Genomic DNA, 12,353 nt, shown 5'->3' with positions numbered 1-12,353 from the left:
GTCAGGGGCGCGGCGCCCCGGACAGCTCGCCGAGGGTGCGCAGCAGCAGCGCGCGCTCCTGCACCTTGATGCGCTCGTGGAGGGTCTCCTCCGTGTCCGTGTCCAGCACCGGGACGGCGGCCTGCGCCAGGATCGGCCCGGTGTCCACGCCGGCGTCCACCACGTGCACGGTGCAGCCGGCGACCTTCACGCCGTGTGCGAGGGCGTCCCGCACGCCGTGGGCTCCGGGGAACGCGGGCAATAGGGCCGGGTGGGTGTTGAGGATGTGCCCGGGGAAGCGCTCGAGCAGGGGCGCGCCGAGGATCCGCATGAACCCGGAGCAGACCACCCAGTCCGGCTCGTGGGCGGCCACGGCATCCGCGAGCGCGGCGTCCCACTCCGCGCGGGAGGCGTGCTCCGCCGGCGGCACCGCGAACACCGGGATCCCGTGTGCTCGGGCGCGCTCCAGGCCCTGGGCGGCGGGAACGTCCGAGCCGACGGCGGCGACCTCCACGTCCAGCGCCCCGGACGCGACGGCGTCCAGGACGGCCTGGAGGTTGGTGCCGGAACCGGAGACGAGGGCAACGATGCGCATGCCCCCATCGTAGGGCGGGCGTCTCGTAGGGTGAGGGGGTGTCCGAGCCCCTGCCTCCCCCCACCTCCCGCACCCCCGACGGCGCCCCGGATCCCGGCCGCGCCCGCGTCGGACGGCTGCTGCTGTGGCAGTCCGCGGCCCTGCTGGGGATGATCGGGGCGTTCTCCCTCCCGCTGCCGTGGAAGCTGCTGACGCTCGCGCTCGCCCTGGCCGCCGTGGTGCTCGGCGTGCGCACCTGGACCGTCTCCCGCCGCGCCGGGCGCAGCGGCGCGGGCAGCGCGGGCTCCCGCGGGTCCGGCGCCGGGGCGACGGGGGCCGGACGTGCGGCGGCCGCCGCCGGGATCGCCCTGGGCCTCCTCGGCCTCACGATCGGCGCCCTGCCCCTGCTCGCGTGGAACCAGACCGTCCAGCTCGAACAGTGCACCGCCTCCGCCCTCACCGTGCGGGCCCAGCAGGAGTGCGCCGCGGAGTTCACGCGTCAGGTGGAGGAGCTCACCGGGCTGCCGCAGGCGGGCTGACGCCCCGGCGTCGCGCTCAGTCCAGGGCGCGGCGCGGCCGCGATCGGGACCGTGGGGTCCGACGTCCAGCATCGGCCGGTGCCGCAGGACGGGCGGGAGCCTCACCGGCGGCGGCTGCCTGACCGGAGGCGGGTGCCTCGCCCGCAGACGGCGCGGCGCTCGAGCCGGAGCCCGACGGCGTCGGCGCGTCCTGGGGTGTCACGGCCCGAGACCCGCGGCGCGGCATGCGTGCGCGCGCGGCGGCCCACCCGTCCTGGCCCGCGCGTCGTCCCCGCACCAGCAGCCCCTCCCCCGCAGAGCGCACGCGCGCACCCGTGGCGAGCGCCCGGTCCCGGACGGCCGACGCACCGCCGGCGGCCCCGCGCCGCGCCGCGGTCCCGGCGCGGGCCCGCGCGCCCTCCCACGGGCGGTCCTGCAGGGCGAGGGCCGCCAGATAGCCGACGGCGCAGCCCAGCGCGAGCCACCCGGCCAGAGCGGCCGCGACGGCCCCCACGTTCGACCCGATCTGCGTCAGCGTGCCCACCCCGAGCGTCCCGTTGGTGAGGGCGAGCGGAAGCAGCGCGAGCAGCGCGGCCACGAGGCCCAGGAGCACCGAGAGCGCGAGCGTGGAGAGCGCGAGGGACGCGGCGCGGTTCGGGAAGCGGGCGTCGAGCCAGTCGTCGAGGTGGTTCTCCCCCTCGCGCAGCAGCCACCAGCCGGCGACGGCCCCGGCGAGCACGGGGACCAGCACGAACACGGGATGCCATGGCTGCCCCGGCGCGGGCAGCGCGGCGAAGACGGGCAGCGCGGGGGCGGCGGACGCCGTCGCCCCGAAGGCCGAGTACAGGCTGTCCGAGCCCACGGAGAACCCGGGGCCCGCCGTCCACGCCGCGGCCCACGCCGTGAAGGTGGGCAGGTAGCCCACGTGCAGGAGCGTGAGCATGGTCCCGCCGAGCGTCCCGGCGCCGACCTCCTGGTAGAGGTGCACGACGGCGGTCCACTCGCCCACGAGGCGCCCCGCGACCAGGAGCGCGCACAGGCCGGCGAGGGTCACGAGCGCCACGACGGCGGCGCGGACCACCGACCACGCGTACGTGCCGGCCCAGCGCTCGTACTGGGACCGGCGGGCGATCCGCTCGGTGAGGTCCACGCCGATCAGGTGGGCCCACGTGCCGGCCTCCCGGCGGGCGCCCGCGAGCGCCGCGCCCGTGAAGAGCAGGGCGGGCAGCAGGGTGCCGGCCCACGGGGAGACCGTGAGCTCCCCCGTGCCCGGCAGCAGGGCCACGGTCAGGCCGACGAGCGCGTAGGCGGCCACCGCGCCCGCGAAGGCCTGCCACGCCTGATCGCGGTACGAGGCCCGGGCGAGCCGCCGCCCGGCGCGCCAGCTGAGCGCGAGCGGGACGAGGGTGAGCCCCCATGGCACGAGCCACGCCGTCCCGACGAGGCTCTCCTCCGCGGCCGAGGGCAGGGCGGTGGTGACCGTGACGGGCACGGCGTGCTGCACGAGCCACAGGGTTCCGCCCACCTGCAGCACGTCGTCGATGCGGGGACGGTGGAACCCGCCGGTCACCCACACCAGCAGGGTGGGGATCAGCACGATGAGCAGGCTGATCAGCGCCGTCACGAGCGCCTCCACCACCCCCTGGAGCCAGAGCGGCAGGGGCAGGGGGCGCAGGAGAGGGGGCATTCGGCGGCTCACCCCCTCTATGGTGCCACCCGCGGCCGGCCGGGCGCGGGCACGGCGGGGTCACCGAACGTTCACCCTCGGGCCACCGGCGGGTCGCCGGGACATGCCCGTGCGGTGGCCCGCGGCCCCTACGCTGGCCCTGTGCGTGTAGCCGTGATCGCTGAGTCCTTCCTGCCCCACATGAACGGGGTCACCAACTCCATCCTCCAGGTGCTGCGTCACCTGCGGGGGCGCGGCGACGAGGCCATCGTGATCGCCCCCGCCGCCTCGTGGACCGCGGGCTGGACCCAGCGCGCGGGCGCCGGCCACGCCCCCCGCGAGGTCGAGGGCTTCCCCGTGCACGCCCTCCCCTCCATGCCCATGTCCGGCTACGCGTCCGTGCGCGTGGCCGCCGGCACCGTGGCCCGCCTGCGCGGCATCCTGGCGGACTTCGGCCCGGACGTGGTGCACATCGCCTCCCCGTTCGTGCTCGGCTGGCGCGGCGTGCAGGCCGCCGAGGAGCTCGGCATCCCCTCCGTGGCCGTCTACCAGACCGAAGTGCCGCGCTACGCCACCAAGTACGGGCTCCCGTGGCTCGAGGACGTGCTCTGGAACCACGTGGCCCGCCTGCACAACACGGCCACCCTCACGCTCGCGCCGTCGTCGTTCACCGTGCGCCAGCTGCACCGCGTGGGCGTGCGCCGCGTGCACCTGTGGGGCCGCGGCGTGGACTCCCGCCGCTTCCACCCCGCCAAGCGGGACGAGGCGCTGCGCGCCGAGCTGGCCCCCCACGGCGAGCGCCTCATCGGCTTCGTGGGGCGTCTGGCGCACGAGAAGCAGGTGGAGGACCTCCGCGCGCTCGCGGACCTGCCCGGCACGCGCCTCGTCGTCATCGGTTCGGGCCCCCTGCGCGAGACGCTCGAGCGCCAGCTGCCCGGCGCCCACTTCGCCGGCTTCCAGGGAGGCGAGGACCTCGCCCGGCACGTGGCCAGCCTGGACCTGTTCGTGCACCCCGGCGAGTCGGACACCTTCGGTCAGACCCTCCAGGAGGCCATGGCCTCGGGCGTGCCCGTCGTGGCCGTGGGCCGCGGCGGCCCGCTGGACATCGTGGACTCCTCCCGCACCGGCTGGATCTACCAGCCCGGCGACCTCGACGAGATGCGGGACCGCGTCGCCGACCTCGTGTACGACGACGTCAAGCGCGCCGCCTTCGCGCACGCCGCGTGGGAGTCCGTGCAGGGCCGCACGTGGCCCGTGCTGTGCGAGCAGCTCGTAGGCTACTACGAGAAGGCCATCCACGTGCAGCACCGCCGCCGCGGCGAGCTGGCGCGGCGTCTGCTCACCTCGCCGGCCCTGCTGGCCCACCGCGTCTTCGGATGAGGCGAGCGGGGCCCGGCCGTCTCAACATACGGACCATCCGACGGTCCGCGTCTCAATTCCGTCATGAACCAGGTCACATGCCAGGATGACGGCGGGCACCGCGGCCTCCCTCCTCCGCTGCGGACGCCGTCGGCGAGGCGGGCCCGCACCGCCCCCGACGAGACGTCCACAAGGAGGACACCATGCATCAGGTTCTGCACACGCTCCGCGACGAGGTCTTCGCCCGCAACCCCGGTGAGGCCGAGTTCCACCAGGCCGTGTCCGAGGTGTTCGAGGCACTGGATCCCGTGGTGGAGCGCCACCCCCAGTACGTGGAGGCGGGCGTCCTGCACCGCCTCTGCGAGCCGGAGCGCCAGATCATCTTCCGCGTGCCGTGGGTCGACGACCAGGGCACCGTGCAGGTCAACCGCGGCTTCCGTGTGGAGTTCAACTCGGCCCTCGGCCCGTACAAGGGCGGGCTGCGCTTCCACCCCTCGGTGTACCTGGGCATCATCAAGTTCCTGGGCTTCGAGCAGATCTTCAAGAACTCCCTCACCGGCATGCCGATCGGCGGCGGCAAGGGCGGCTCGGACTTCGACCCGGCCGGCCGCTCCGACGGCGAGATCATGCGCTTCTGCCAGTCGTTCATGACCGAGCTGCACCGCCACATCGGCGAGCACACGGACGTCCCCGCGGGAGACATCGGCGTGGGCGGGCGCGAGATCGGCTACATGTTCGGCCAGTACAAGCGCCTCACCAACCGCTTCGAGGCCGGCGTGCTGACGGGCAAGGGCCTCACCTGGGGCGGCTCGCTCGTGCGCACCGAGGCCACCGGCTACGGCGCCGTCATGTTCGCCGACTCCATGCTCCGCACCCGCGGCGAGTCGATGGACGGCCAGCAGGTCCTCATCTCCGGCTCCGGCAACGTGGCGATCTACGCCGCGGAGAAGGCGGCCGCCCTCGGTGCCACCGTGCTCACGGCCTCGGACTCCGCCGGCTACATCGTGGACCCGGACGGGATCGACGTCGACCTGCTCAAGCAGCTCAAGGAGGTCGAGCGCGCCCGCATCTCCGAGTACGCCGAGCGCAAGGGCGGCCGCGTCCGCTACGTGGCCGGCGGCTCCGTGTGGGACGTCGAGGGCACGGTCGCGCTGCCCTGCGCCACGCAGAACGAGCTCGACGAGAACGCCGCGAAGACGCTTCTGAAGCAGGGCGTGAAGGCCGTGGCCGAGGGCGCGAACATGCCCTGCACCGAGTCCGCCGCCCACCTGTTCGCGGCCGCCGGCACGCTGTTCGGCCCCGGCAAGGCGGCCAACGCCGGCGGTGTGGCCACGTCCGCCCTGGAGATGCAGCAGAACGCGGTGCGTGACTCGTGGGGCTTCGAGTACACCCACGACCGCCTCGAGCAGATCATGCGGGACATCCACGACCGCTGCGTGGAGATCGCCGAGGAGTACGGCACGCCGGGCAACTACGTGGCCGGCGCGAACATCGCGGGCTTCATCAAGGTGGCCGACGCCATGATCGCCCAGGGCATCGTCTGAGGCCCGGCCATGCCCCTTCCGTGATCCTCCGCCGCCCTGCGACATCACCGCCGTTCTGACGCGCGGTGATGTCGCAGGGCGGCGGTCGTTCGAGGGCACCCGACTCCTGCACAGGACCCCCGATGGCGGGTGCCCTCCACCGTCCGGCGCGGTCGACCCCTCGCGCCCCGGACGGGCCCACGACACTGGGCCGCATGACCCAGCTCTCCGACCACGCGCGTGCGCTGCTCCCGGGACGCGGGCCCCTGCTCAGCGCGGCGGACCCCCACGACGGGGCGGCGCGGCGCCGTCTCGAACGCGCCTGGACCCGCGGGGTCCTCGTGCGGCTCTGCCCGCGCGTGTACATCAGCGCCGGCGACTGGGCCGCGCTGCGTCCGTGGGACAGGGCGGTCGTGTCCGCCGTCGCCCTCTCGATCGCCCGCCCCGCGACGGTGTTCACGGGCCTGACCGCGGCCCGGTTGCACGGTCTGGGGCCGGCCGTCGAGCCGCCCGCGCTCGAGCTGCGCGCCCCCTCGCCCGGGCATCACGGCGCCGGGCCGCTGATCCGCCGTCCCTTCGCCCCCTCCGTGGTGGCCCACGATCGCCGGCTTCCCGTCCCGCCGCGCCGCCGACCCCGATGGGGGCTGCCAGAGGCGGCCCCCGCCGCGCCTCAGCCGGTCGGGGCCGTCCTGTCGGACGGGCAGAGCCTGGGAACCGTCCTGGCGGATCCGCTGCCCACGGTGCTGCTGGTGCTGGGGGCGGCCACCCCGTTCCGCGACGCCGTGGCCCCGCTGGACGCGCTCGTCCGAGCCCGGCCCGAGGAGGCCGCACGCTGGGCGCGGCAGGCGGAGAGCCGACTCGAATCCGCGGCCGCCCTCCGCCGATTCGAGCGGGCCTGGCACTTCGCGGACGCGCGGGCGGAATCCGCCGGGGAGTCCTACAGCCGGGCCATCCTCCACGAGCTCGGCTTCGTCCCGCCCACGGCGCTGCAACATCGCCACCGGGATGCGAACGGACGCGAGGTGGCCCGCACGGACTTCTGGTGGGAGCAGGTGCGGGTGTACGGGGAGTTCGACGGGCTGGGCAAGTACGACCTGTCGTTCTTCGACGGTGACGACACGGCCCGCCGCGCCAGCATCCGCCGGGAGAAGGAACGGGAGGTGGCCCTGCAGCTGGTCACCCGGGCGGGCGCGCACTGGACGTGGGGCGATCTCCTGCGGCCGGACCGGCTGGCGCGGATCCTCACCGCCGCGGGCGTCCCCCGCTCGGTCTGATCCGCGGCCATCCCGCGGGCCCTGTCTCGACTCTGCGAGCCCGAGCGGTCGACCTCCGCTCTGCGACATCGCAGCCGTGCTGCACGGCGGTGATGTCGCTGGGCGGCTGCCGACCGGTCAGCGGCCCACCTCAGCCGGCCAGCGCCGCCCGCTGCTCCGGGGTCACCCGCACCGGGCGGCCGGTGGCGCCGTCGACGAACACCATGACGGACGTGGCGGTGGCGCACAGGGCGTCGTCCACGCCGTCGTGCAGCCGGTAGCCCACGTGCACGGATGCCGCCTTCACCGCGTCCACGCTCACGACAACGCGCAGCGGCACGGGCCGGTACGGCATCTGCGCGCGGTACTTCACGGTGTGCTCGGAGATGAACGTGCGCACGCCCTCGCCGACGCCCTCGAGCAGGTCGATCGGCGCCGGCGCCCCGCCGCCCGCGCCCGTCCCCGAGGGGACGCCGAACGCGAACACGCGCGCCTCCTCGAGCAGCTGCACCACGGCGATGTTGTTGATGTGGCCGTAGGCGTCCATGTCCGCCCAGCGCAGCGGGATGCGCACCTCCACGGAGCGCAGCTCCGCGGCGCCGGTCACGAGCCCTCCGCCACGGAACGCCGCGCCAGCGCGTCGTCCTCCGCCGCCTCGTCCGACGTCTCCCGCACTCCCAGCGCCGTCGCGTCGTCGCCCAGGATGTCCTCCCGCCAGCCCTCCGGGTGCACGTCCACGAACTCCACGGGCAGGATGCCCAGCTTCTCGAGCTGCTCGGACAGGGCGGCCCCGTCCGGCCCGTAGCACCACGGGATGCCGGGGGTGGACTGACGGGTGCCCTCCGCGCGGCCGCCCGCGAGCAGGGCCTCCGAGGGGGTCAGCTGACGGATCACGATCGCCTTGACCTTGTCCGGGTGGCGATGCGCGAAGTCGGCGTAGATCTCGGGGTCGTGCTGGCCGTCGTCGCCCACGAGGATCCACTGCATGTCCGGGAACTCCTCGGCCAGGCGCTGGAGCTGGGTGACCTTGTGCTCCTGGCCGGAGCGGAACCAGCGGTCCTTCGTGGGACCCCACGTGGTGAGCAGCAGCGCGCCCAGCGGGTACAGGTTGCGGCCCAGGAAGCGGGAGAGGGTCTGCGCCACGTTCCATGCGCCCGTGGACAGGTAGATCACGGGCGCGTGCGGCTCCAGCTCGGCGATGCGCCGCAGCAGCACCGCCATGCCCGGAGTGGGCGTGCGGGCGTGCTCGTCGATCACGAACGAGTTCCACGCGGCCAGCATCGGGCGAGGGAGGGACGTGACCACCACGGTGTCGTCGATGTCCGAGACGAGGCCGACGCGCGCCGCCGGGTCCGCGATGTAGAGGTCCATGGTCACGGACTCCTCGTCGCCGACGTCCAGCGTGGCGGTCTGCCAGCCGGGCTCCAGCTGGACGTCGATGACGGCGTCCACCACACCCATGCGGTCGGCGCGCACCGTGGTGGTCCGCTCCCCCACGGTGACCGTGACCTCGGCGTACGCCATGGGCGGGGCCACGAAGTTGCGCCAGCCTCGCACGCCGTCGGCCACGACCTTGGACAGACGCCGGCCGTTGAGGAAGTCGGCGTCGTTGGCGATCACCACGCGGGAGAGGACCCGCACCCACGAGGTGGAGCCGTAGCCCGTGAACGCCATGACCGTGGGCACGTGGCCGGCGCGCAGGGCGCGGGCACGGTGCCACCGGTTCCAGCTCTCCTGGAGGTGGGTGGCCATGTTCTCGGCGGGGGTCGGAACCCCCGCCTGGCGCGGCGGGCGGGCGGGATCGGTGCGGGCGGCGTCGGCGGGCATGGGCCCCAGTATGTCGCATGGGCCCGGTCGGGGGTGCGCCGGGGGGTGCGGCTCTCACCCGACGACGATGACCCGCTCCGTGGAGGGCTCCCGGCCCGCGGGGAAGGCCAGCGTGAGGGCCTCGGCCATGTTCGCGGCCTTTGCGACCGCCCCCGCCACGGTGTTGTGGAGGGAGTCCTTCTCACCGAACCACTCGGGGCGGTCCGCCGCGTCGTGCGCCCAGTCGTAGACCCACAGGTTGGGGTGGCGCTCAGTGGCGGCGACGAGCCCCTCGTTGAAACGGGCCGCACCCTCCATGGTGTAGTTCGGGAGGGCGGCCCACGGCATCAGCATCACGTCCACCCACAGGACGCGTCGGCCCTGGGCGGCCTTCATCACCATGTCGATCCGCGGCTCCCGCTGGTCCCACATGTCCACCTTGGTGAACAGGGCAGCGTCGTTCATGCCGACGTTGACCACGAAGCAGCCGTCCGGGTCGAGGTCGGGCAGATGGGCCGTGATGGCCTGCACGGCGTTGGTCTGGCCAGGGTCCTTCTCGAAGCGCTCGACGATCCCGCGCCCGGGCCGGATGTCCTCCACGACCTCCTCCACGCCCACGTCCTCGTACTGGGCCGTGATGCGCAGGGCGGGGTCCTTGATCACGGTCGCGTCGGTGTTGCCGGAGGCCAGGGAGCTGGAGTCGCCGATGTGCACCACCTCGGTGCAGGAGGTCGTGGCGGGCGCGGGGGCCGACGAGGCGGCGGCCGACGGGCTCGCCGCGGAGGCCGGGGCCGCCACGGGTGAGCCGGGGCCCTCCCCGGGCGGCGTGGAGGCGCCCTGAGCCGGGTCGGCGTCCTGCACTGCCGGGTCCGCGTGCCCGGCCTGCGCCGCGATCTCCCTGGTGGAGGTCTGCGGCAGGGCCGTCAGTCCGGCCAGGCCCGCCGCGGCGAGCGCGGCCACGGCCGCCGCGGCCAGGCCGGACCGCACCCCGCGGGACCCCCGCGAGCGCGCGGAGGCGCCCGACGTCGTCGTCCCCTCCGCCCCGGACCGCCGCGCGGGCGCGCGGCCCGTCAGGACGGCGCGGAGGCCGTGGTGGCGGATGGGGTCCTCCACGAACCGCCAGGACAGGGCCGCGATGAGCAGGGTGAGCCCCAGGATGAGGGCCCCGCGCAGCACGGGCTGGCCGTAGAGCGCGCGGTCCGGCAGGAAGGCGACCACGGGCATGTGCCACAGGTAGATCCCGTAGCTGCGCGCGCCGATCCAGCGCAGCGGCGCGACGCCGAGGACGCGGCCGAGCCGGGACGCGGGGTGCACGAGGGGAAGGACGGCGGCGCACGTGGCCACGGTCAGCGCGGCGATGCCCCACGTGTAGAGGGAGGGCGAGTCCTGGTCCGTGGTGGCCACCAGGGCCAGGATCCCGGCGAGGCCCAGGACGCCCACGAGGTCGAGGGCCCAGACGGCCGCGCCGCGCACCCGCCCCACGCTCGCGGGCCGCCACAGGAGCGCGAGGGCCGCGCCCCACAGCAGGCCGCCGGCCCGCGTGTCGGTGCCCTCGTAGGCCCGCGTCGTGTCCCCCAGCGGATCCGCGAGGAGAGCCAGCAGCACCATGGACGCCGCGCCCAGCAGGACGACGACGACGAACAGCACCACGGTGCGCCGCCGTCCGCCCAGGCCGCGGGTGAGGGCCAGCAGCCCGAGCAGAAGGAGGGGCCAGACGAGGTAGAACTGCTCCTCCACGGCGAGGGACCACAGGTGGTCCAGCGGCCCGGGGCCGTCCATCTGCTCGAAGTAGCTGCCGCCCGTGAGGATCGTGTGCCAGTTGGCCACGTAGAACAGGGCGGCGAGGGACTCGCCGACGCGTTCGTCCCACTCCCCCGGATCCACGAGCGCGGTGGCGGCCAGCACGGCGATCAGCACCAGGACGACGGCCGGCAGCAGGCGCCGGAAGCGGCGGATCCAGAAGTCCTTGAGGTCGAGGTCGCCGTGCCGCTCGTGCCGGCGCAGCAGCAGCGCGGTGATGAGGAAGCCGGAGAGGGTGAAGAACACGCCCACGCCGAGCAGGCCGCCGGAGGCGTGCGGCACGCCCAGATGGTAGGCCACCACGAGCAGGACCGCGAGCGCGCGCAGGCCGTCCAGGCCGGGGAAGTAGGCGGAGTTCGAGGCGACGGGGCGGGGCACCGGGGCGTCCTTCCACGAGCAGGGGCCGAGGCGCCGCCCGGTGCGTGCGGCCCGGCGGCGTCCACCGCCGAGGGTAGTGCACCGCGGCGACCGCGGGTCTCAGCGGGTCTCGGGCACCCACTCCGCGAGGCGGTCCAGCATGCGGGCGACCTTGCCCGTGGCGATCGCCGCCCGGATGTGACCCTCGGAGAACCGCTCGCCTCGCAGCACGTACGTGAACAGCGTGCCGAGGTCTGCCAGGGAGGCCGCGGCGATCCCGCGGTCGCTCACGGCGTCCACGTGCCGCAGGTAGTCGAGATCCACGCCGGAGAGCTCCTGCGCGGCGATCAGCCCGCTCATCACGCGGTCGTCGTCGGCGGACGGGGACGGCGCATCCCCCGCGGGCACGCCCTCCGGCGTCCCCTCGCCCCCGGCCAGCACCGCGCGCAGGGTGCGCACCGCGGCCACGCGCTCCGGGGTGGGCTCCTGGGGGCCGGTCAGCGTGCGGTCCTCGCTCATGGGCGTCTCCTCTGCGTCGGGTCCCCCCATTGTCCCCCGCGCCTACGCTGGGAGCCATGGTCGCCCCCGCCGCCTCCCCCCACGACGTCGTCCCACCCCCCGGTGCCCTGCGCGCCGTCGCGCTCTCGGCGGCCCGGGCGGTGGCGCCCGCGCTGGCCGCGGCGTTCCGTGGCGGCCCCACCCGCGGCGCCCCGGCGTCCGCCGAGACCAAGTCGAACCACCACGACCTGGTCACCGTGCACGACCGGAGGACCGAGGAGCGGATCGTCGCCGCACTGACCGCCGCGGTGCCGGGCTCACGGGTGCTCGGGGAGGAGCTCGGGCGCCACGGGGGCGGCGCGGACGCCGAGGGCGGTCCCCCGCTCGAGTGGATCGTGGATCCGATCGACGGCACCTCCAACTTCGCGCACGGCTTCGCCATGTTCTCCGTGTCCATCGCGGCCGCCGTGCACGGCGAGGTGGTGGCCGGCGTCGTGCTGGACCCGGTCAACGGGCTCGCGTTCTCCGCCGACGAGACCGGGGCGTACCTCGGGGACGCGCCGCTGGCCGACGTCGGGCGCCCGGCCCCCGCCGGCGGTGAGCGTGCGCTGAACGTCGTGACCTCCTATCCGGCGGGCGAGGCGCTGGACGCGGAGGGCGAGGGCGCGCTGCGCCGCTTCGGGCGGCTCGTGGCGACGTACGCCACGGTGCGCCGCACGGTGTCCGGAGCGCTCGAGCTCTGCCACGTGGCCGCCGGCTGGGCGGACGCCGCGCTGCTCGTGGACACGAAGCCGTGGGATGTCGCGGCGGGGCAGCTCATCCTGCGCCGGGCCGGGGGCGCGTACCTGACGCCGGCGGGCCCCGGCGGTGCCGGCCTCACCCCGGACTCGCCGCGCGCGCACGAAGCGGCGTTCGCGCTGGCGCTCGCCCCGCACCGGGCGGCGCCGACCGCGGAGGCGGTGCTGGGCGAGCTGCTGGCCGTCCGCGCCGACAGCCGGGCCTAGAGTGGAGACGTGACCG

The 12,353-nt window shown here is 75.1% G+C and carries 11 protein-coding genes; 5 read left to right on the top strand and 6 right to left on the bottom strand.

Features of this window, described 5'->3' with window-relative positions:
• Nucleotide 1: 1 nt before the first annotated feature.
• Complete coding sequence (gene purN / locus KZX60_RS02115; RefSeq protein ID WP_248115383.1) at nucleotides 2–574, bottom strand: phosphoribosylglycinamide formyltransferase; 573 nt, start codon at nucleotides 572–574, stop codon at nucleotides 2–4.
• Between the two features lie 38 nt (nucleotides 575–612).
• Here purN and KZX60_RS02110 point away from each other — a divergent pair, with 38 nt between their 5' ends.
• On the top strand, nucleotides 613–1,092 hold the full coding sequence (locus tag KZX60_RS02110) for a hypothetical protein (protein WP_248115382.1): 480 nt from the start codon (nucleotides 613–615) through the stop codon (nucleotides 1,090–1,092).
• Nucleotides 1,093–1,108: 16 nt separating this feature from the next.
• On the opposite strand, the gene KZX60_RS02105 is transcribed toward KZX60_RS02110, so the two are convergent.
• Nucleotides 1,109–2,758 carry a DUF6350 family protein gene (locus KZX60_RS02105; RefSeq protein ID WP_248115381.1) on the bottom strand — a complete coding sequence of 550 codons (1,650 nt, stop codon included), beginning with the start codon at nucleotides 2,756–2,758 and terminating at the stop codon, nucleotides 1,109–1,111.
• 141 nt (nucleotides 2,759–2,899) lie between these two features.
• On the opposite strand from KZX60_RS02105, the gene KZX60_RS02100 reads away from it, so the two are divergent.
• From KZX60_RS02100 to KZX60_RS02090, 3 genes are all read left to right on the top strand, one after another.
• On the top strand, nucleotides 2,900–4,117 hold the full coding sequence (locus KZX60_RS02100; RefSeq protein WP_248115380.1) for a glycosyltransferase family 1 protein: 1,218 nt from the start codon (nucleotides 2,900–2,902) through the stop codon (nucleotides 4,115–4,117).
• 182 nt (nucleotides 4,118–4,299) lie between these two features.
• Nucleotides 4,300–5,640, top strand: coding sequence for an NADP-specific glutamate dehydrogenase (gdhA, locus tag KZX60_RS02095; RefSeq protein ID WP_248115379.1), 1,341 nt, complete (start codon nucleotides 4,300–4,302; stop codon nucleotides 5,638–5,640).
• A gap of 194 nt (nucleotides 5,641–5,834) precedes the next feature.
• A complete protein-coding gene (locus tag KZX60_RS02090; RefSeq protein WP_248115378.1) occupies nucleotides 5,835–6,893 on the top strand; it encodes a hypothetical protein in 1,059 nt (352 codons plus the stop codon).
• Between the two features lie 130 nt (nucleotides 6,894–7,023).
• Here KZX60_RS02090 and KZX60_RS02085 read toward each other — a convergent pair whose 3' ends face one another.
• From KZX60_RS02085 to KZX60_RS02070, 4 genes are all read right to left on the bottom strand, one after another.
• Complete coding sequence (locus KZX60_RS02085; RefSeq protein ID WP_248115377.1) at nucleotides 7,024–7,479, bottom strand: thioesterase family protein; 456 nt, start codon at nucleotides 7,477–7,479, stop codon at nucleotides 7,024–7,026.
• Entirely contained in the window at nucleotides 7,476–8,699 is a 1,224-nt protein-coding gene (locus KZX60_RS02080; RefSeq protein ID WP_248115376.1) for a phosphatase domain-containing protein, read from the bottom strand. Before KZX60_RS02080 ends, KZX60_RS02085 begins: the two co-directional genes overlap by 4 nt.
• A 54-nt stretch (nucleotides 8,700–8,753) precedes the next feature.
• Entirely contained in the window at nucleotides 8,754–10,856 is a 2,103-nt protein-coding gene (locus tag KZX60_RS02075) for an acyltransferase family protein (RefSeq protein WP_248115375.1), read from the bottom strand.
• Nucleotides 10,857–10,955: 99 nt separating this feature from the next.
• Nucleotides 10,956–11,354 carry a DUF6508 domain-containing protein gene (locus KZX60_RS02070; RefSeq protein ID WP_248115374.1) on the bottom strand — a complete coding sequence of 133 codons (399 nt, stop codon included), beginning with the start codon at nucleotides 11,352–11,354 and terminating at the stop codon, nucleotides 10,956–10,958.
• Nucleotides 11,355–11,410: 56 nt separating this feature from the next.
• Here KZX60_RS02070 and KZX60_RS02065 point away from each other — a divergent pair, with 56 nt between their 5' ends.
• Nucleotides 11,411–12,337: an inositol monophosphatase family protein gene (locus tag KZX60_RS02065; RefSeq protein ID WP_248115373.1), complete on the top strand. Its 927-nt coding sequence runs from the start codon at nucleotides 11,411–11,413 to the stop codon at nucleotides 12,335–12,337.
• Nucleotides 12,338–12,353: the final 16 nt, after the last annotated feature.

The organism is Micrococcus sp. EYE_212 (assembly GCF_023147585.1).
Classification (GTDB): Bacteria; Actinomycetota; Actinomycetes; order Actinomycetales; family Micrococcaceae; genus Micrococcus.
The sequence above is the reverse complement of the archived record's forward strand: the minus strand, read 5'-3'. Positions and strand labels throughout refer to the sequence as shown.

Bases quoted from the DNA above. Each gene is read 5' to 3' on its own strand.
- KZX60_RS02065 (WP_248115373.1), top strand. From the start codon at position 11,411: ATGGTCGCCCCCGCCGCCTCCCCCCACGACGTCGTCCCACCCCCCGGT.
- KZX60_RS02105 (WP_248115381.1), bottom strand. From the start codon at position 2,758: ATGCCCCCTCTCCTGCGCCCCCTGCCCCTGCCGCTCTGGCTCCAGGGG.
- KZX60_RS02070 (WP_248115374.1), bottom strand. From the start codon at position 11,354: ATGAGCGAGGACCGCACGCTGACCGGCCCCCAGGAGCCCACCCCGGAG.
- purN (WP_248115383.1), bottom strand. From the start codon at position 574: ATGCGCATCGTTGCCCTCGTCTCCGGTTCCGGCACCAACCTCCAGGCC.
- gdhA (WP_248115379.1), top strand. From the start codon at position 4,300: ATGCATCAGGTTCTGCACACGCTCCGCGACGAGGTCTTCGCCCGCAAC.
- KZX60_RS02080 (WP_248115376.1), bottom strand. From the start codon at position 8,699: ATGCCCGCCGACGCCGCCCGCACCGATCCCGCCCGCCCGCCGCGCCAG.
- KZX60_RS02090 (WP_248115378.1), top strand. From the start codon at position 5,835: ATGACCCAGCTCTCCGACCACGCGCGTGCGCTGCTCCCGGGACGCGGG.